This is a genomic window from Microbulbifer sp. HZ11 (assembly GCF_000708675.1).
In the GTDB taxonomy this organism is placed as follows: Bacteria; Pseudomonadota; Gammaproteobacteria; order Pseudomonadales; family Cellvibrionaceae; genus Microbulbifer.
The window spans coordinates 1,356,904-1,376,965 of sequence record NZ_JELR01000001.1 but is presented as its reverse complement, the minus strand read 5'-3'; the positions used below and the strand labels follow the sequence as shown (position 1 = coordinate 1,376,965).

The 20,062-nt window shown below is 56.4% G+C and carries 15 protein-coding genes; 7 read left to right on the top strand and 8 right to left on the bottom strand.

Annotated elements, in window-relative coordinates:
* Positions 1 to 69: 69 nt before the first annotated feature.
* The gene (locus AU11_RS05845; protein ID WP_043317135.1) at positions 70 to 570 is read right to left on the bottom strand and encodes a lactoylglutathione lyase family protein; all 501 of its coding nucleotides are present in this window, start codon (positions 568 to 570) and stop codon (positions 70 to 72) included.
* A 93-nt stretch (positions 571 to 663) separates the two neighbouring features.
* On the opposite strand from AU11_RS05845, the gene AU11_RS05840 reads away from it, so the two are divergent.
* The gene (locus AU11_RS05840) at positions 664 to 1,539 is read left to right on the top strand and encodes a LysR family transcriptional regulator (protein ID WP_043317133.1); all 876 of its coding nucleotides are present in this window, start codon (positions 664 to 666) and stop codon (positions 1,537 to 1,539) included.
* A 12-nt stretch (positions 1,540 to 1,551) separates the two neighbouring features.
* Here the strand turns inward: AU11_RS05840 and AU11_RS05835 are convergent, their stop codons facing one another.
* Positions 1,552 to 3,402 (bottom strand): DUF885 domain-containing protein, encoded by a 1,851-nt coding sequence (locus AU11_RS05835; protein ID WP_043317131.1) that lies wholly within the window; start codon positions 3,400 to 3,402, stop codon positions 1,552 to 1,554.
* 203 nt (positions 3,403 to 3,605) lie between these two features.
* Here AU11_RS05835 and AU11_RS05830 point away from each other — a divergent pair, with 203 nt between their 5' ends.
* Positions 3,606 to 3,950: a 4a-hydroxytetrahydrobiopterin dehydratase gene (locus AU11_RS05830; protein ID WP_043317130.1), complete on the top strand. Its 345-nt coding sequence runs from the start codon at positions 3,606 to 3,608 to the stop codon at positions 3,948 to 3,950.
* A 164-nt stretch (positions 3,951 to 4,114) separates the two neighbouring features.
* A complete protein-coding gene (locus tag AU11_RS18020) occupies positions 4,115 to 4,345 on the top strand; it encodes a DUF1272 domain-containing protein (protein ID WP_081847959.1) in 231 nt (76 codons plus the stop codon).
* Between the two features lie 22 nt (positions 4,346 to 4,367).
* On the opposite strand, the gene AU11_RS05825 is transcribed toward AU11_RS18020, so the two are convergent.
* Positions 4,368 to 5,126: a TlyA family RNA methyltransferase gene (locus tag AU11_RS05825; protein WP_043317128.1), complete on the bottom strand. Its 759-nt coding sequence runs from the start codon at positions 5,124 to 5,126 to the stop codon at positions 4,368 to 4,370.
* Positions 5,127 to 5,264: 138 nt separating this feature from the next.
* Here AU11_RS05825 and nhaA point away from each other — a divergent pair, with 138 nt between their 5' ends.
* The 3 genes from nhaA to AU11_RS05805 all read left to right on the top strand — a co-directional run bounded on the left by nhaA (position 5,265) and on the right by AU11_RS05805 (position 10,452).
* Positions 5,265 to 6,710, top strand: a complete 1,446-nt coding sequence (nhaA, locus tag AU11_RS05820) for a Na+/H+ antiporter NhaA (RefSeq protein ID WP_051686995.1) — start codon at positions 5,265 to 5,267, stop codon at positions 6,708 to 6,710.
* Between the two features lie 417 nt (positions 6,711 to 7,127).
* Positions 7,128 to 9,314, top strand: a complete 2,187-nt coding sequence (locus tag AU11_RS18015; protein ID WP_197023773.1) for an alpha/beta hydrolase fold domain-containing protein — start codon at positions 7,128 to 7,130, stop codon at positions 9,312 to 9,314.
* Between the two features lie 82 nt (positions 9,315 to 9,396).
* Positions 9,397 to 10,452, top strand: coding sequence for a peptidase M42 (locus AU11_RS05805; protein ID WP_043317126.1), 1,056 nt, complete (start codon positions 9,397 to 9,399; stop codon positions 10,450 to 10,452).
* On the opposite strand, the gene AU11_RS05800 is transcribed toward AU11_RS05805, so the two are convergent.
* The 5 genes from AU11_RS05800 to mltF all read right to left on the bottom strand — a co-directional run bounded on the left by AU11_RS05800 (position 10,449) and on the right by mltF (position 15,242).
* Positions 10,449 to 10,874, bottom strand: coding sequence for a hypothetical protein (locus AU11_RS05800; protein WP_043317124.1), 426 nt, complete (start codon positions 10,872 to 10,874; stop codon positions 10,449 to 10,451). The genes AU11_RS05805 and AU11_RS05800 overlap by 4 nt on opposite strands.
* A gap of 82 nt (positions 10,875 to 10,956) precedes the next feature.
* Positions 10,957 to 12,708: a D-lactate dehydrogenase gene (gene dld, locus AU11_RS05795; RefSeq protein ID WP_043317122.1), complete on the bottom strand. Its 1,752-nt coding sequence runs from the start codon at positions 12,706 to 12,708 to the stop codon at positions 10,957 to 10,959.
* Between the two features lie 28 nt (positions 12,709 to 12,736).
* On the bottom strand, positions 12,737 to 13,018 hold the full coding sequence (locus AU11_RS05790) for a PepSY domain-containing protein (protein WP_043317120.1): 282 nt from the start codon (positions 13,016 to 13,018) through the stop codon (positions 12,737 to 12,739).
* Between the two features lie 44 nt (positions 13,019 to 13,062).
* Positions 13,063 to 13,575: a hypothetical protein gene (locus AU11_RS05785; protein WP_043317117.1), complete on the bottom strand. Its 513-nt coding sequence runs from the start codon at positions 13,573 to 13,575 to the stop codon at positions 13,063 to 13,065.
* Positions 13,576 to 13,763: 188 nt separating this feature from the next.
* Entirely contained in the window at positions 13,764 to 15,242 is a 1,479-nt protein-coding gene (gene mltF, locus AU11_RS05780) for a membrane-bound lytic murein transglycosylase MltF (RefSeq protein WP_051686994.1), read from the bottom strand.
* Between the two features lie 584 nt (positions 15,243 to 15,826).
* Between mltF and purL the strand changes: the two genes are divergently transcribed.
* Positions 15,827 to 19,705 (top strand): phosphoribosylformylglycinamidine synthase, encoded by a 3,879-nt coding sequence (gene purL, locus AU11_RS05775; RefSeq protein WP_043317115.1) that lies wholly within the window; start codon positions 15,827 to 15,829, stop codon positions 19,703 to 19,705.
* The last annotated feature ends 357 nt before the right edge of the window (positions 19,706 to 20,062 follow it).

Genomic DNA, 20,062 nt, shown 5'->3' with positions numbered 1-20,062 from the left:
TCGGCAGAATCCTGAGTTGCGCGCTCAAACCTGGCGGCTTATGCTCAACTCAGGATTCCAGTCGCGGGTTTAGTAGGCGCCCTCACTGTAAATCAGTTCGTAGCTGTGGCTGTAAATTTCCAAAATATTTCCAAATGGGTCTTCCATATAGATCATGCGGTAGGGCTTTTTGCCTGGGTAGTAGTATCTAGGCTTTTCCATGCGTCGCTTGCCGCCCGCGGCGACAATTTTTTCTGCAAGCGCTTCGACATCTGGATCTTGTACACAAAAGTGGAAAATACCGGTCTTCCAGTACTCGAAGTTGTTTTCCGGGTTTTTCTGGTTCGGGAACTGGAAAAGCTCGACGCCAATCCGGTCTCCGGTTGACAGATGTGCGATTCGGAAACTGCCCCAGCCTGCGCCGAAGACGTCGGTGCACATTTCTCCGATTGCGCTGTCGTCCTCTGTGATCTGGGTGGGCTCCATAATGAGATACCAGCCCATCACTTGGGTATAGAATTTGACTGCCTGGTCAAGGTCCGGTACGGAGATCCCAATATGTGAGAAGTTTCTAGGGTAGGTGTTGGTCATCTTGTGCCCTCCTGTTGGTAAGTAGTGCAAGCTTACAGTGGCACTTTAATAATCTATAATTATCATTTTGAATTGATATGATCTTTATTTGTAATGGTTAACACATCCTGGCTGTATACATTCTGTACTCTCGTTGAGGTTGGCCATTTCACTCGAACGGCCGAGCGGCTTCATATGACGCAATCCGGGGTCAGTCAGCACGTGCGTAAACTGGAAGAACAGCTCGGTGTTGAGTTGCTGGTAAGGGATGGTAAGAAGTTTTCCGTCTCGTATGCTGGTGAAAAGCTGTATGCGGAGGGGCAGGGCATTTTGTCGGCTCTTTCGGGTTTGGAGGAAAAGGTTCAGGAAGATAGGCCCTTTGAGGGGCTGGTTAGGGTAATGTCCCCGGGAAGTGTCGGGCTCAAGTTGTATGGGAATTTATTGGCTTTACAGTCTGAGTACCCGAAACTCGTTATCGATTACCGATTTGCTCCTAATTCCGAAGTAGAGGCGGCAATTGCCGAGTCCAGGGTTGATATCGGGTTTATGACTTCTGAGTCTTCCCTGCCGGAGGTCTTGTGCCAGCCTATTGCCGAAGAGAGTTTGTTACTGGTAACCCCCGCAAGTGTTGCACAGCCAGATTGGCACAATTTGATGGGGCTCGGTTTTATTGATCATCCTGATGGGCGCCATCACGCCAACCTGTTACTTGCGCCAAATTTTCCGCAGTTCCAGCATTGCGATCAGTTTCCGATTAGCGGTTTTTCGAACCAGATCGGTCTTATTCTCGAGCCTGTCAGTAGAGGGCTCGGTTTTACGGTTTTACCAGTCTACGCAGTGGAGGCGTTTCTTAAGCGGGATCGGATCAGGGTTCATCAGCTTCCCACACCGGTAAGTGAGACCTTGTACCTGTGTGGGCGGCGCGAAAAGGGGTTTCAAAAACGCATGCAAACCGTTATTACCGAAGCGCGCCGCTGGCTCGAGAATTGATCGAAGGAGAATTTACGATTCGATGTCCGTCAGCATCAGTTCCCGGATTACTGGAACAGGTGCGTTTCCGTAGCTCAGAAATTTTTCGTGAAATTGCTTCAAATTGAATTTTTCTCCCAGTTTTTGCTTTATTTCTTCCCGTAATTCCATGATGTCCATATAGCCAGCAAAGTAGCTGGTAAGTTGTACCTGGCTCAGTGTCGCGCGTCGCCATTTTCCCAGTGCTTCCGTTTCTTGCTGGAATGCCTGTTTCATCATCAATTCCATTGCCTGTTCTTCATTCATGCCTTTGACCTGAATTGAATAGTCCAGGATAGTGTTGACCACTGTGCGCAGGTTCCATTTGTAGTACATCATCCACAGCTCGGGCTGAAAATCCCCGTAGCCGGCTTCTAGCATCATACGTTCGGTATATACTGCCCAACCTTCAATCATGGCGCCATTGCCGAGGATGTTTTTAATGAGGCTGGGAGACTGGTTGGCATACACAAGCTGGGTATAGTGCCCGGGTATCGCCTCGTGGATGTTCAGTATTTGCATTAAGTAGGTGTTGTATTCTCTGAGGAAGCTCTCTGCCCGATCATCCGGGAGTTCCTCCACAGGCATCACGTTGTAATAGGTGTTGGCATTCTTGTCGTAAGGGCCTGGTGCATTGATTGATGCCACTGAAAATCCACGCATATACGCAGGTGTAGTACGCACGACCAGAGGCTTTTCAGGGTCCAGAGAAACGAGATCCTTCTCGTTGACGAAGGCGACAAGTTCCGGAATCTGTTTTTCTACTTCTGACTTGAATGTTTCCTTGGTTGCGTGATTCAGGGAAAGCTTTTCCAGCACCTTATGAATTTTCTCAAGTATGTCGTCTGGACGCTTTTCATCCGGGAAGTATTTAGGCCACAGTTGGTCGGCGAGTTCGTCCATTTTCAGGTGAAGCCGGTCTTTTTCTTTCATGGCACGGTTATAGAGTTCTTCACCACTCATGCTGATCTGTATATCGAATTTGAACTTTTTCTCGTAACGCTCTTTTCCGATACGAAAATCGCGGAAGCTGTCGGCTTGTTCCATCTGCGCGTGTAGCGTTTGCAGATAGACGACATATTCATCGATAGCCTGGCGAGCGGCCTGTAGGCGAGTAGCAAACTGTTCTTTTTCACGATCGCTGAGACCACTTTGTGCCAGTTTTCTCTCGAGTTCCTCACCAAATACAGATTGCGCACCTTCGTTCTGCTGAATCGCGAGGATGAGTTGTGGTGAGGCTGGATTGCTGAGGGTTTTTTCGGCGGCGGCGTAGTAAGCCGGTACTTTCAACAGGCGTTCACTGAAGGTTCGAAGGCGATCGTCCAGTGGTGCGTAATCGGTATTCAGGATCAGTGCGAACCCGTGGGAAACATTGTAGTCTGCGGGGTTCCACTCATGGGGCTTGAACTCTGTCAGTTTCCAGATGGTCTCATTCAGGAAGTTGACGATTAGCGCCAGGTCGGTACGCGCATTGGGGCTGAGTTTGTCCGGGGCAAATCCGGAAAACTGGTTCAGTGAGCTTCTCGCGAAACTGAGGACTTCCCGGCGATAGTGAGTGTCTGGCACTTCAAGTTGAGAGGCGACTTTATAGTATCCGTTGCTGATCGCCCAGGATGGAAAAAGGTGCCACATACGCTCGATCAGCTGGTTATTGAGTTGCTCAAAGGTTTCTTCATCGATGTTCGACTTTGGGGCTGGGGCCTTGCTGAGCTCATTTTTTCCAGCTCTGTGTTGCTCTGTTTGCGGGCTCTGGCCGTTGGGCTCGGTCGTCGAAGCTGGCGCGCTTTTTTGTCCACAGCCGTGAATGAAGGTGGCCAGAAATATGGCTGTGGTCAGTCGTTTCATGATGTTCTCGAATTTCTGATGGAATCTGTTGAAAACCTAGCACAGTCGTCTTGTGAGTAACTTTTTATCCACACACTATTTTGTGTGATCCAGGTCGCCTTGTGCCATATCCGGGCGGCGGCTAAAGTGGCACATCGCGAATTTGTGGCGGAGTGCCACGATTCGACCTTACCAATAAAGTACTGTGCACAGAGGAGTCAGATATGACCGAGCTGGCAGCGCAGGCCTGTGAGGCCTGCCGGGCTGATGCCCCCCTGGTATCCGATGAGGAATTGGCAACCCTGATCCGCGAAATTCCGGATTGGACCCCTATGGTTCGTAATGATGTGATGCAACTGGAGCGGGTTTTCAAGTTTCGGAACTTCAAGCAGGCGTTAGCGTTTACTAACCGTGTGGGCGCGATTGCGGAAGAGGTTGGTCACCACCCCGCGCTGCTCACTGAGTGGGGCAAGGTGACTGTGACCTGGTGGAGCCACGAAGCCGGTGGTTTGCACAAGAATGATTTTATTATGGCGGCCCGCACGGACAAGCAGCTGGAGGCGGAGTAATCTATTCCGTGCCACAGACTTGCCGGCGCAGCCTGCCTATGAAGTAGTTGGCCCATGTCCGGGATAACTCGGCTCACCGTGATGGCGTGGGCCGGGTACGGCTTTGACGTCACCCCGTCACAACCCTGGCAGCGGGCTATGAATTGCGAGTCTGAAGGAATACGATGCTGAAAATGAAAGCTAGCTGCGAACGTTGCAGCGCGCCCCTGGGCCTTTCTGACCTAGCCTATATCTGTTCATACGAATGCACATTTTGCCCCGAATGCACGGCAGCGTTGAATCAAGAGTGTCCGAACTGCCAGGGCAACCTCGTGCTACGTCCGCTGCGCCGAACGTCGCCAACGGAAGTTGCCCGCCCTGGCTTCAAGGCCAAGCTAGAAGCCATTCTGCGCTAGCACAGTGGCAGGGTGGGCGTCATTAGCGGGTTGCCCAGAGCAAAAACTCCCGATTTCCATCTCCACCCTTGATCGGGCTTTCAATGTAATCCCTTACCTGTAAATCCAGTTGCGTACACAGGGCGTATATTTTTTCCTGAACACCGCAATAGAGACTGGAGTCCTTTACAAGGCCACCTTTGCCAATACCTTCCGGGCCTACTTCAAACTGCGGTTTTACGAGGCTTAGCAGCTCACCACCCGGTTTTAGCATCGGGGGCAATTGAGGCAGTATCAGGGTTTGAGAGATAAATGACACGTCCATGACGATGGCGTCAAATCCGTTGTTCCCCCAGGGGGATACCTGCTCGCTGGTCAGGTGGCGGGCATTCAGCCCCTCAAACAATTTCATGCGCGGGTCCTGGCGTAGGGTGGGGGCCAGTTGGTCGTGGCCGACATCCACGCCGACCACTAGTGCTGCCCCTCGTTGCAGCAGGCAATCGCTGAAGCCGCCAGTGGAGCAGCCCACATCCAGGGCGTGCCACCCGCTGGGATCCAGGCCGGTATGATCGAGAATGCCAGCCAGTTTCAGGCCAGCTCTGGACACGTACTGGTCTTCCGGTAGTGGCTCGACGAGGACTTGAGTGTCCTCTCTCAAGGTCTGGCTGGGTTTTTTGACGATTTGCCATCGCTGGCCTCCAGCATCGGCCACTTGTACCCGGCCGGCATCAATCAGTTTGCGCGCGTGGGTTCGGGAGCTGGCCAGACCTTGCTGGACCAACAATAAGTCGAGACGGATCATGGATCGCACTATAGTTTTGAAAATCTGGAGGAGGAAATGACTGCCATGCTAACCTCTGCCCCCAAGACTGGGAAGACGCGCGACGTCTGTGCCCAGGCAAGTGACATAGCGAAACTGAATATTAGGAGTCGGCGTTAGATGGCAAACAATGTGTTGAGTAAATTCAGGATTCGCAAGGGCAAGGTATTTGAAGCGCCACTGGAGAGTGCCTTCGGCCGACTGGTAACGCCCTTTGAAGAGTTTATTCACCGCCAGAGCAGTAGTGGTGTGCTCTTGATGATCTGCGCGGTGGTAGCGTTAATCATTGCTAACTCCCCGTGGCAGGAAGCCTACAAACACCTGCTGCATTTACCGGTCAGTTACAACTTTGGTGACTGGTCCCTGTCCATGAGCTTCCACCACTGGATCAACGATGGCCTGATGGCCATCTTCTTTCTGTTGGTCGGACTCGAATTAAAGCGGGAGTTTCTGGTCGGCGAGCTATCCGAGATGAAGCATGCGGTACTACCGGTGATGGCCGCGATTGGCGGGATGGTGGTTCCGGCACTGATCTTCTATTTAATGAATGGCGGCACGCCGTCGGAGCGTGGCTGGGGTATCCCCATGGCCACGGATATCGCCTTTGCGGTGGGTTGTATCGCCATCCTTGGTAACCGGGTGCCGCGGGCCGTGGTGACGTTCCTGGTGGCGTTGGCGATTGTGGATGACCTGGGTGCAATTCTGGTAATTGCCATCTGGTATACGGAAAGTGTCAACACTACCGCTCTGATGGCGGCTTGCGTTTTGGTGGGTATGCTCTGGCTGCTGAAGTTTGCCGGTGTGCGCCGCTCCGCGGGGTACATTTTTGTGGGTATTCTGTTGTGGTACGCGCTCTACAGAACCGGGGTGCACGCAACTCTGGCGGGTGTGATCACCGCGATGGCGATCCCGGCCAAGCCGAAATACGACCCGGTGGCTTTCAGTACTTTCGTGAAGGATATTATTCGCAGTTTTGATCGCTGCTTCCGCCCCGGCGATAAGATTATTGCAAACGATGCACTGCGTGCGCGGGTAACCGCGCTGGACAATGGTATTCACCTGGTGCAGTCGCCACTGCAGCGGATGGAAACCCGCCTGCATACTCCAGTTGCGTTCGTGGTGGTGCCAATCTTTGCGTTGGCGAATGCCGGCATTCCTGTTGACAGCTTTACCAGCGCAGCAGCGGTGTTCAATCCACTGACACTGGGGGTGATCTGTGGTCTGGTATTTGGCAAGTTGATCGGTATCGTCGGAGCAACCTGGATAGGCTGGAAGCTGGGTTGGGGCGAACTGCCGAAATCGTCCACCTTTCACCATATTATTGGCGTGGCGCTACTTGGTGGTATCGGCTTTACCATGTCGATCTTTATCGCGGAGCTCGCGTTTGCCGGCCAAAACGAATTGCTCATACAGGCCAAGGCCGGGGTGTTGCTGGCCTCGCTAATTGCGGGGGTGTCGGGTTTTCTGATCTTACGCCGTGCGCCCATCGAGGAGTCCACGCAAACTGCCGAGCACCATGTGGAGAAGCCCGAAGATATTCAGCAGGGAGAGAAAAAACTGCCCTGAGCCTGTGGGGGCAGGGCCGGCATCAGCGCGTGCCCGCCCCCATTTACCAGCTCCCGTGTCCGATTGATCCTCTCCCAACCCGTCAGTGAGCTGCGTAACGAGTCGATCGGCTTTTCTTTCTCACGTGGTTTCTTCGCTGCTGTCGTATTTGCCGCACCGTCTTACTTTCTATCGCTCCTCTCCGGTTCTCAACCTGTATCCCCGCATCCCCTCTCCCCGTATACCCCTTTATCCGGCAGCTTGCCGGCGGGTGCTTTGATGTTTCGGTAAGGCCAAAGGTGGCCCCGGAACAAGGATGGGAGAGGGTGCCTTGAAATTCAGGTTCTGATTGGGGTATTTTGGTAAGTCCAAAATGCCTGACTTTTGGGTGATTGGTCAGCCTTCTGATAATGAAAATAAATCGAGGTGATGATGAAAATGGTTAGACGGGAATTCGATCGCTGGGCGCTGATCGTGCTGTTTCTGATGGGTTGTTCACAGGCGTTGGCCGGTATCGACTTGGAAGGGGTTGCCGGCTTCGGGGTGGATACCCCCGGGGGCAGTGGCGGTAAGATTATTCGGGTGACAAACCTGCAGAATCGCGGGGAGGGCTCACTGCGGTGGGCATTGGGTCAGTCTGGCCCCCGTATCGTGGTGTTCGAAGTGGGTGGTGTCATCGACCTCGACCGGGAAAATATTGTGGTCAGCGAGCCGTTTCTTACCCTGGCCGGGCAGACTGCGCCAAACCCGGGTATTACCTTGATTCGGGGCGGCCTGAGTATCCGCACACACGATGTGCGAGTACAACACCTCCGCGTGCGCCCTGGCGATGTCGGCCGACCGGCCCGCAGTGGCTGGGCTCCGGATGGCATTGGTATTTCGGGCAAAAATGCCTATCGAATCCATATCGATCATTGCTCCACCAGTTGGGCCGTTGACGAGAATATGTCGGCCTCTGGGGCGCGCACGGATGGGCCTGACGCCACCAGCCGACAAATTACGATCAGCAACTCAATCATCGCCGAGGGATTGGATTACTCAACCCACCGAAAAGGCAAGCATTCTAAAGGGCTGCTCGTACACGATTTTGTGCGTGACGTTGCGGTGGTCGGCAATCTGTTTGCCAACAATGATCGCCGCAATCCGTATTTCAAGGCGCATACCACCGGTGTGGTTGTGAACAATTTGATTTACAACCCGGGCTCTGCGGCAATTCAGCTGGGTTATATCGAAGACGAATGGCGGGATGTTGACGCGGCGCCGGTGAATCCGCGGGTCGCGGTTGTGGGCAATGTCCTGCAGTACGGGCGCGACACTTACAGTGATCTCGCGCTGGTGTCCTATCAGGGGGATGTTTATCTAGAGGATAACCTGGTGTGGAACCTCGATGGCGAGCCGATGAATATCGTACAGGGGGATATTCGGCGGCTGGAGGAGAAACCACTTTGGCCCGAGGGCTTGCGCACGATACCTGCCGAGATGCTCTCTCGCGAGCTATTGACAACCGTCGGTGCCCGGCCCGCCGAGCGGGATGCGGTAGATCAACGAATTATCGCGCAGGTAATGGCGGGACAGGGGCGTATTATTGATAGTCAGGATTCGGTCGAGGGGTACCCCACGCAGGTGCCGGTATTCCGTTCCCTGGCGGTACCGGAAGATGTAGATGCCTGGCTGTCGCGGTTATCGCGCGAGTTACTAGAGCAAGCCGAGCCGGCTGTCAGAATTTCGCTCGACGACTCGTTTAACATTCAATCCGCCTTTAACAAAACCCGCAAGACTCATCCAGACATTCAAGTTGCACGGGTGGCGCCTGGGCAGGGTACTGAAGTCCTACGGGATTTGGTGTATCGCCGCGTCGGGTCGCGCGCTCTGCATCTGGATCTCTTCCTTCCTGAGGGGGGGCAGCCCGCGTCCGAACGACCGGCTGTACTGTTCATTCACGGCGGCGGCTGGCGTTCTGGTAACCGCACTCTGCAGGAACCCATGGCAAGATATCTCGCCAACCGGGGATTTGTTACCGCGACGGTAGAGTATCGCCTGTCGCCGGAAGCCCGTTACCCGGCGGGTGTACAGGATGTTAAGTCTGCGCTTGGCTGGTTGCGGGCGCAGGCGGGTCGTTACGGCATTGACCCTGAGCGCCTCGCCGTCATCGGTGCCTCTGCGGGTGGGCAAATGGCCACGCTCGTGGGGGTAACCCCGGGCTTGCCCATATTTGAAACTGTACAGTCCGCGGGTAAAGACTCGGTTCAGGCTATTGTCAATCTGGACGGCATTGTCAGTTTCACTACGCCCATGGCATTGCAACATGAGGACGATCCGCGCAAAAAACCTTCGGCGGCGGGCGCCTGGTTCGGTGGTCGTTACGAGAATGTGCCGGATCTCTGGCAACAGGCTTCTCCACTTGAGTACGCGGGTGCTGGCGCTCCCCCCACGCTGTTTGTCAACAGCAGCCACCCGCGCTTTCACGCCGGGCGGGATCAATATATAGCGCGCTTGAGTGAAGCCGGTGTTGTTACGGAAGTAATGACCCACGTGGATGCGCCGCACCCATACTGGCTATTTGAGCCCTGGTTCACGCCGACTGCGGAGCGGGTTTACGGGTTTCTGAACCGGGTAATGCAGTAGCGATAAAAAACGGTCGCTCATTGGCGAAATTGCTGGATATACTCCGCAAATATCCCACGGCAGCGAGCGGAGCCTGCAGCCAATGCAACAGACCGAACAATTTATCGACCTGCTCAAACTGTTGGTGCGTAGTCCCAGTGTGGTAGGGGCGGAGCATTCTTTTTTCCGGGTTCTGCAGCGCGAGCTGGAAGAGCGGGGTGCGCACGTTACCTGGTACGAGGGCCTTCTGGTCGCTCAGGGGCAACGCCCCAATAGTGCCAAATTCTCTGCCCATATAGATCGTCATGGCCTTATCTGTACGGGCCCCAACGAATTCCAGTACGCCGCTTTTGTCTCCGGACGCCGCTCCGACCTACTGGGTAATTCCGTGTCGGAAAAGCTGATGACCAAGATCGTCGATCGTTTCCAGGGTGTCACCGTAACAGCTTACGAGCCCTGGTCCGGTTCCTATTTTGGCTCTGGTGTTATCCGTCGCGCTTACGTCTGCGGCTATCGCAATAACCTTATTTTTGAAGTTGCCGGCCTGGAGCACCTCGTTGCCGGAACGCCGGTTGCATTCACTGATCGGCTGGAGATCAACGACGGCATTCTCAGCGCACAGCTGGACAACGTACTGACTGCGGCCCACCTGGTGCATCTGTACAGTCTCGGCTTTCAGGGCACGGCATTTTTCACCGCCCAGGAAGAATCTGGCAGTAGCTGGCGTTACCTGTTGGAATGGTTCCGCCGTTTCAATGGCGGAACCGACAAGCTGATCGTGGTGGACACCAGCCCTTACCCGGATCGCGCCAGTGCCGACGCCCAACAGGTGGTTTTGCGTCGTAGAGATGCGAACGCCCAGTTTCACCCGGGTACCACCGAACGCCTGGCGCAGTTATGTGAATCCCGGGGGATCCGCTACAGCTACAAAGACAGTTATATCGAGGCACAAAATAAAAAGGCAGTCGCGGAGGGGCAAGAGCCACAGTCGTTCGGAAGTACGGAACTCGGGCGAATAGTGAGTGCGTCTTCCGGGTTTGTGCAGGGGACGACCCTGCAGGTTCCTACGACCGGCTATCACACCATGGAAGAATCCGCTTCACTCTCCGCGAACAGCGCGTTCAGCGATCTGCTGTTTGCCATTGCCGGGGACGATTAGAATTCTTCACTGGCTTGATAGCGGTTACAGCGATTGTTGCAGTAGGGCCTGTCGGAACGAATAGCGCCGGTTGTCGGGTTTACCGTCAGCTGGCGTTTTTTATTACCGTGATAGGCCACCACATTCCAGTACCCGTTGCGAAACTGAACCTGGTCAAAAGTGTGAAACCCCAATCGTTGCAGGCGCATCCGCACTGCACCCGCGCTCAGGTCTATCTCGGAAGGTGTCCCTCCATCCAGGTCCGGACCGTAGAGGTGTGGTGGAATTGGTATGCCCGATACGGGCCCGGAATACCGAAAGTCCTGGGCGGTGAATGGGCCCGGTTGCTGAGCGTTAAGCTGGCCTGGAGTCAATATGATGGCCAGGGTGGCCACGACCGAAAGCCTGGCTAAGGCTTTGTCTTTGATTGCGGCGTACAGCATGGTGTTCCCCAAATTACCGTTATCCTGTTATTGGTAATGTGGAACGCCATGAAAACCAAATTGGTGACCGTTTTAGGGCAGGTCAGCCGCAGTTGCAGCAGCGGCGGTGCTTGTCGGTTTTCCCGATACCGGGGTTGAAGGTATTGGTGGGGTCGAGCTGTTCGAAAAATGTTTTTTGTTCGTCGGGCGCCTGATAAAGATGGCCAACATTGTGCTCTGCCGGGTAGCGAGCCCCGCGGCGGTCGAGTAACCGGAGCAGGGCTTTTTTGACGGCTTCTGGATCGGCGCCTTTTTTAAGGATGTAATCCTGGTGAAAGACGTTGCACAGGAAGTGACCGTAGTAGAGGCGATACTCCAGCTGGCTTGCGATCTCGACAGGCAGCTTTTCTTCCCAGTCCATATCGTTGCGCCTGAGCGCGATATCCAGAGGCAGCAGCTCCCCTACCTGTTTACTGTGGACGGCCTGGTAGCGCATGGCGGCGCCGGCAGAGACGAATCGGTGCAGCATGGCCTTGCTGGCCTCTGAGGTACTACAGGCAAAAAATTCCCCGGTGTTTTCAGTCCCCGCAAAGAAGGTCTGCAACCACTGTTCGGCTGGCTCGATACTGCTATCCGCGACTTTTACGATCAGGTGATGCTGATACTTTTCCCGGTAATCCAGCATGGGTTTGGGCAAGTGCTGGGGGAGCAGTTTGCTGATACTCTGCAACAGGCGGTCACTGAAATATCGGGGCACCCACGACCGCTTTGCGAGCCACGCGTCGATGCGCCCCTTTAGTGCAAAGAAGCGGGGCATGCGGCGGGTTCCGAGCTTTTCAATGGTGTAAAAACTGTCTTTGCCGTAGCTCGCCGCCAGGTCGAACATGTCGCGATGCAGGTACTCGCCCAGCAGCGGGATTTCGGGTAGCTCGGTCAGCAGCCCTCTGCGCAGACGTGCAAAAACGTCTGCGTCATTGCTGCCGATGTAGAATGTCCGGGTGTGCCTGGGTATGGGGAAAGTATCGAGACGCACGGCAAACACAGCGACCTTGCCCGCACAGCCGCTGGTTTCAAACAGGCGGCGAGGGTCGGCATTGAATCTCGCGGGCGTGTCTGCCTCAACATCTCGTATCCGCTCCACATATTCCCGATCTGAAGCCATGCGTGTACGGCTGCTGTTGTGGGGGTGCGGTAGCTCCCTGACCTGAATAAAGGTACCGTTTTCCAGGTTGGTGAGCATTTCCTGCGGCGTCTCACCCAGGTCAATACCCAGGTGATTGATCAGTTGTAAACGTCCCTCCGCATTGACCTGTGCGTAAAGTGCAAGCTCTGTGTAAGCGGGGCCGCGTTGGCACAGTGCGCCGCCGGAATTGTTGGCGATGCCGCCGACAATGGAAGCGCCAAGGCAGGAGGAGCCAATTTCCGAGTGCGGCGAGCGCTGTAATGGTGTGAGGAGTTTTTCCAGGCTATGCAGCGTGGCCCCGGCCAAGGCGACAACCTGCTCTCCCTGGTGATTACCCTCTCCTAGCAGGTGAATACCGTTCATCTGCAGGGTATTGATTATCACGATCGGTCGATCGTAATCGTTGCCGCTGGGTGTGGAGCCTTCAGTCAGGCCGGTATTGGCCGCCTGCATGATAATGATGGCGCCGGCATCGACACATACCTGAAGAGTCTGCCACAGCTGCACAAGCTTTGCGGGGAACACCACTGCCAGCGCACCGCCTTCCCCTGAGCGGAAACCGGTGCGGTAGTGCTCGCTGCGCTGAGCATCGCTGATCACGCCATCGCGGCCGAGCAACCGCACCAGTTGTTGGAGCAGTGCTCGGCCATCGGGGGTGTCAGCGGGAGGCATTGAAGAGAGCTCTCCCTCGGGCTGCGGATCAGTCTTTATCTTCTTTGACCTCTAAAATTTCACCACTGTTGGGATCTACTTCGAGGTCCCATTTTCGCCCTTCTTTGTACGCTTCCACTTCCCAGCGGCCTCGCTCCAGTGAAACATCGACCACTGGAGTGTAACCCTGCTGTTCGAGTTTTGTGAGCAGGCTGGACAGGGCCATGGCGCCGGGGGGAGGCATTTCATCGTTGGCATTTGCCTGTGCTGCCGCGACTGCGGCGAAGCCGCTCAGAGTAACGGCGAGCAGGGAATTTTTCACGTTCTTCATGGTTTCTCCCGGTGTTGACAGATGTCTTATGGCTGGGAAGGTGGTCAGTCGGTTTTGTTGAGTCGCTGCTGCATCATGAAGCACCACTCATCACTGCCGCCATCGGGGCCGTGAGCGCCGTCACCTCCGGTCAGTTTATCCATGGCAATAAACCAGTCGTCGGAGCCGACCAGGGGTAAACCGGATGGGTAGTGTTCGGTAATGGCCTCACTCTGGGTTTTCATCACTTCTGAATTCACCCACTCGAACCACGTGGCGTTGCAGATCAGCTGGCCTTCACTGTTGGGGCTTTCCGCAGACGAGCTGTCGGTGTCACCGGCGGTGCCGCTAGCGTCGCCGCTGTCGCTGGTATTGTCGTTGGCACTGCCGGTGTCGCCAGTGGAGGAGGGCGCGCTGTAGTCTGGTGCGCTGGTATCCTCTTCGACGACGGTTGTTTCCTCAACCACTTCGGCCTCAGGCTTCTGGGTGGTGTCCGGGTCGTGGGTGTCAGATTTACGGCTGCAGCCGGTGATGGCAATCGTGGTCATCAGGCTGACCAGCAACATGTGACGAATCATAAGAGTTCCTCGTATCTATCGGATGATGGCGCCGAAATGATCGGTTCGCTGAAATAAGCATAGGAGGAATTTTGTGACTTGCACCTGTGGTGGAGGGGATTTGTGACCTCTTCCACGTGGCTGGCGGGAGGGAGAACAGGCAGGGCGGCCAATGGCCGCCCTGTGGGGGAGTGGGTGTCGTGCTGGAACTAAAGGGCCGACTGGGATGCGGCGGCCTCTGCTGCGGGTACTTCTGCCAGCGCTTCGCCGTTGTCATTGGCGGCCGCTGCGGCCAGGCGCTGTTCCTCGATGCGGCTGGTCCAGGTCAGCAGGGCCTGGTAGTGGCGGATATTCTGCACATAGGTCACCGGCTCCCAGCCCCGTGCGTAGCCGTGTTTCAGGTTCTTGTAGTACTGGCGCTTTGCCAGCAAGGGCAGGTGGTCCCTTACGTCCGCCCAGCGGTCGGGGTTGCCGCCCATTTGCTGGGTAAGTACTCGTGCATCTTCAAGATGACCGTATCCTACGTTGTAGGCGGCGAGGGCCATCCAGGTGCGGTCGGGTTCACGAATGCGTGCGGGAATCTTGTCGCGCACCTGCAGGAAATAGCGCGCCCCGCCATCGATACTTTCCAGTGGGTCCAGGCGATTCACACCCATTTCGCGGGCGGTTGCGCGGGTCAGCATCATCAGTCCGCGCACCCCGGTGGGCGACTTCGCGCGGGGATTCCAGTGGGATTCCTGATAGCTCAGGGCTGCCAGCAGCTCCCAGTCCAGCCCGTATTTGTCCGCGGTTTTCTGTAGTTCTTCGCGCCATTTTGGCAGGCGGTCGCGGGTCAGCTGGGCAAAGGTCTTGGCGCCTCCCACATTCATTTTGCTGACGTGACCGAAGTAGAGTTCACGCAGCTCCGCCACCAGACCACTGGTGTTGGCGCGCAACATAAAGTTGCGGGCAGCGCGGTACAGGGTGTCGTCTTCCCCTTTGGGGAAGGCCCAGGAAACCGGTTGAAATTGGGTCAGGTTAAACGCGATATGGGTGTTGGGGTAGAGGCCCCGGTGAACCGCATAGGCATTGGAGTCGACAACGGCGTAGTGGTATTGGCCTTCGTTGACCATCTCCACCAGTTCCATCGCATCCACATCGGAAATTTCTTCCCAGGAAAGGTTTTCGTAGCGTTGGGACAGCTTACGCAGCTGTTCCGCGTGGGCGCTTCCGGCAATGACGGCAATATTCTTGCCCTCGAGGTCGGCGACACTGCGCGGGCGCTGTTCGCCCAGACGATAGATGACCTGCTGGCGGATTTCGAAGTAGGAAGGGGCAAAGCGCACCTGTTCGCGGCGCTCGGAGGTGACGGTGAGGCCCGCCGCAGCCAGGTGCGCGCCGGACTCGGGGTTGCCCAGTTCACTGAACAGGTGGCTGAGGTCGTGGACGTCCCGGATTTCCAGCTCCACTCCGAGTTCGCGGGCAAACTCACGCAACATACCGTATTCGAAGCCGGTATAGCGGCCATTGGCGTCTTCGTAATAGGTGGTGGGTCCGTTCTGTGACAGCACAACCAGCTTGCCCGACGTTTTGACCTGCTCCAGCAGGCTGGGAGCTTTGCTTGCCACCAAAAGAGAAGCACAACAGGCCAGGGCCACCCCCTTCAACAGGCGGCGGCTGTATCGCAACAGTCGGCTTTTCATGATCATAGGCGGTCCCCTCGAATCCTTTCGTTAGCATTATTGATACGCAGAGCGGAGCCCTTTCATCCGGTTGGTCCTGGGCCGGTATCCTTGCTCTGCTGCGGGCGCGATCCGCTGCGCCTCGCGACTATCCTCTGCGGTATTCATTTGCGGCATATCAACTTGCCACCCTTCCTGATTACCGCACGTGCTGCCGGGCTTTGCCTATTATTTGAACAGGGTCAGGCGAAAGCGCGGCAATTTTACCTCATATATGAGGAGTCTGACCAATTGTGACCAGAATTGTCCCCTGAGTTTGTGATTGATCGGGTTGTTTCGATCCACTTTTCAGTGTAGTGGACGGTGTCAGGTCCGGTGTGGCACTCGCTAATCTCGGGTTGCCGCCAGCGCCAATCCGACCGCATTTACTCTGTTCACGTGGGTGCCGGCAGTGTTTCACCGCCGGATGCCCGCTTGACAGTGTTGGAGCGGCGATGCTTCGGGTACAATGCGCGCGCTCCGATTCCCGGTGTACCTGCGTGGCCCGTCCTAACCGATCTGATGCTTCCGCCCGCAGGCGCTCAAATCCAGACAAGAGGCCAACTCCCGCGATGCTAGTTCTGCGTGGTGCTCCCGCACTGTCGAAATTCCGCCATCAAAAACTGCTCTCTCAACTCCGTGCCTTACTGCCGGCGGTAGAGGATGTATACGCCGAGTTCGTTCACTTCGCCGACAGCGAAACGCTCGGCGACAAGGACCAGGCGCTGCTGGAGCGTTTGCTGCAATACGGCCCGACCGAAGAAAAGCACCAGCCGGAAGGCGAGTTGCTGCTGGTCGTCCCGCGTCCGGGCACTATCTCGCCCTGGTCCTCCAAGGCAACCGACATCGCCCACAATGCGGGTTTGACTGCGGTCCACCGCCTGGAACGAGGTGTTGCTTACTATCTTACCGGTGTGAAATTAACCGACGCTGAACGCAAGGTGCTGGCCGCGGAACTGCATGACCGCATGGTTGAAACCGTGTACACCGAATTAGGTGACGCAGAGCAGTTGTTCCAGGTGGAAGAGCCGCGCCCGATGGGTAGTGTGGATGTGCTGAGTGGCGGCCGTGATGCGCTGGTGGAAGCGAATGTCACCCTGGGTCTGGCCCTGGCGGAAGACGAGATTGACTACCTGCTGACCAGTTTTGAAGAACTGGAACGCAATCCCACCGATGTAGAGCTGATGATGTTCGCCCAGGCGAACTCGGAACACTGCCGCCACAAGATCTTCAATGCCAGCTGGACCATTGATGGCGAAGAGATGCCGCACTCCCTGTTCGGCATGATCAAGAACACCTACCGCAAGGGCGGGGAAGATGTGCTGTCCGCCTACGCAGATAACGCCGCGGTGGTGGTTGGCCACAAAGCCGGTCGTTTTTACCCAGACCCGGAAACCAAGGAATATGGTTTTAGCCAGGAAGCCATTCACCTCTTAATGAAGGTGGAGACCCACAACCACCCGACTGCGATCGCGCCTTTCTCTGGTGCAGGCACCGGCGCCGGCGGTGAGATCCGCGACGAAGGCGCCGTGGGCCGCGGCTCCAAGCCAAAAGTGGGCCTCACCGGATTTACCGTGTCCAACCTGCAGATCCCCGGTCACCTGCAGCCGTGGGAGGTGGATTACGGCAAGCCCGAGCGCATCGTGACCGCGCTGGACATCATGATCGAGGGCCCGATCGGTGGGGCTGCGTTTAATAACGAGTTCGGTCGCCCGAATATTTGCGGTTATTTCCGGACCTTTGAAGAAGACTTCAACGGCGAGCGCCGGGGCTACCACAAGCCGATTATGCTGGCCGGCGGTTATGGCAACATCCGCGAGGAACATGTGGAAAAGCCGGAGTTCAAGCCCGGTGCCAAGCTGATTGCACTGGGTGGCCCGGCCATGTTGATTGGCCTCGGTGGCGGCGCAGCCTCCAGTATGGCCAGCGGCTCCAGCTCTGAAGATCTGGATTTTGCTTCAGTGCAGCGTCAAAACCCCGAAATCGAGCGCCGCTGTCAGGAAGTCATCGACCAGTGCTGGCAGCTGGGGGATAAGAACCCCATCGCGTTTATCCACGATGTGGGTGCTGGCGGCCTGTCCAACGCCTTCCCGGAACTGGTGAAAGACGGCGGAACCGGCGGTAGCTTTGAGTTGCGCAATGTGCCCTCCGACGAGCCGGGCATGAGCCCGCTGGAAATCTGGTGTAACGAATCTCAGGAGCGCTATGTACTGGCGGTGATGCCGGAAGACCTAGCGCGCTTTGAGAAAATTTGTGAGCGCGAGCGTGCGCCTTTCGCGGTGGTGGGTGAAGCCACCAGCGAGAAGCACTTGACCCTGAATGACACGCAGTTCGACGCCAAGCCGGTCGACCTGCCCATGTCCGTGCTGTTCGGCAAACCGCCGAAGATGCACCGTACCGCTGAGAAGGTGGAAGTGAAAACCACCGCCTTCGACACCAGCAGTATCAAACTGGACGAAGCCGCTGAGCGGGTTCTGCGCCTGCCCACCGTCGCCAGCAAGAATTTTCTGATCACCATCGGCGACCGTACCGTAACCGGTCAGGTCAGTCGCGATCAGATGGTCGGCCCCTGGCAGGTGCCGGTGGCAGATTGCGCGGTCACTACCGTGGCTTACGACAGCACCGCCGGTGAAGCCATGTCCATGGGCGAGCGCACCCCGGTGGCGCTGCTGGACGCGCCGGCCTCGGGTCGCCTGGCGGTGGGTGAGGCTATTACCAACATTGCCTGCGCGCCGATCAAACAACTTTCCGATATCAAACTCTCCGCCAACTGGATGTGTGCCGCTGGCCACCCCGGTGAGGAAGAGAAGCTGTACCGCACCGTGGAAGCGGTAGGTATGGAACTGTGCCCGGAACTGAATATCACCATCCCGGTGGGCAAGGACTCCATGTCCATGCGCACTGCCTGGAATGATGGTGGTGAGGAGAAAGCGGTGACTGCGCCGCTGTCTCTGGTGATTTCGGCCTTTAGCCCGGTTACCGACGTGCGCAAGGTGGTAACCCCGCAGCTGCGTAAAATGAAAAAGGGCGAAAGCGAGCTGCTGCTTGTGGACCTGGGGGCGGGCAAAAACCGCCTGGGGGGATCCTGTCTGGCACAGGTCTACGGCCAGGTAGGGGACAAGCCGGCGGATCTGGACGATGCCAGGCGCCTGAAAGGCTTCTTCGATGTGATGCAGGAGCTGCTTGAAGAGGAAAAGGTCATTGCGTACCACGACCGTTCAGACGGTGGCCTGTTCGCGACACTTGCAGAAATGAGCTTTGCCGGTCGCGTGGGTATCGATGTGGAAATTTATGACCTGGGTGACGATCCCATTGCCGCTCTGTTCAATGAGGAGCTGGGTGCGGTACTTCAGGTGCCGAGCGCCGATGCGGATATGCTGGCAATGCGGTTTGCCTCGGTGGGTGTACCTGCGCATCGCATTGGTGAATTGAACGAAACCGAACGCCTGCGGATTACGTTTGAAGACAATGATATCTTCAATCGCAGCCGAGCGGAGCTGCAGCAGATCTGGAGCGAGACCAGCTATCGCATCCAATCCCTGCGCGACAACGCGGATTGCGCCAAGCAGGAGTTTGACGCAATCGCCAAGAGTGCCAAGGACGACCCGGGCCTGTCGGTCAAACTGTCCTATGACGTCAACGAAGACATTGCCGCGCCGTATATTAAGAAAGGTGTACGCCCGAAGATCGCCATCCTGCGGGAGCAGGGCGTGAACAGCCAGGTGGAAATGGCGCACTCTTTCCACCGCGCGGGCTTTAACGCCATCGACGTGCATATGAGCGATATCCTTGCCGGTCGTGTTGAACTGGATCAGTTCAAGGGCCTGGTGGGCTGCGGTGGCTTCTCTTACGGTGACGTGCTCGGCGCCGGTGAGGGCTGGGCAAAGACCATTCTGTTCAATGACCGCGCCCGCGATCAGTTTGAAGGCTTCTTTAACCGCAAGGACACTTTTGGCCTGGGCGTGTGTAACGGTTGTCAGATGTTCTCGGTGATCAAGGAGCTGATTCCGGGGGCTGGCCACTGGCCGCGTTTTGTACGCAACCTGTCCGAGCAGTATGAGGCGCGCTTTGCACTGGTGGGCGTGGAAGATTCCCCGTCTGTGCTGTTCAAGGGGATGGCGGGTTCCTATATGCCGGTGGCGGTTGCCCACGGTGAAGGGCGTGTGGAGTTTGCGGATCAGAAGGCGCTGGAGGCTTGCGAGCAGTCCGGCACCATTGCGATGCGTTACCTGAACAATAACCAGCAGATTACCGAAACTTATCCGGCCAACCCCAATGGTTCGGTTAATGGTATTACCTCTCTGTGTTCCGAGGACGGCCGCGTGACCATCATGATGCCGCACCCGGAGCGTGTTGCCCGCGCGGTCAGCAACAGCTGGCGCCCGGACGATTGGGAAGAGGATTCGGGGTGGATGCGCCTGTTCCGCAATGCGCGCGTGTTTGTCGACTGAAGCGCCTAACGTCCTTAGAAGCCTGCTTGCAGGCGAACCCAAAGCCCCGGCAATGCCGTTCACTTAAGAAATTTTGTGGCGGCGCCGCTCCCGGGGGCGGTCTTGCGAGACACGAGCCAGGCGCCCCCCGTTCACCCATCCCTGGGGGCTCTGTACCGCCATCCCTGGCGGTGAAGGTCTCACAAGACCGCCCCCGGAATCGTCACCTTCACTCTCAGCTACGTTAAATAGCATTGCGGCAAGCCGGGGCTTTGTCGTTTTGGGGAAGAGTCGATTTCCAGGACAACCGAGAATATCGTTCTCTGACTGCCCGGGCACTTTTTGATTTCTTTGCTACACTGTAATCAATAAGCGCAA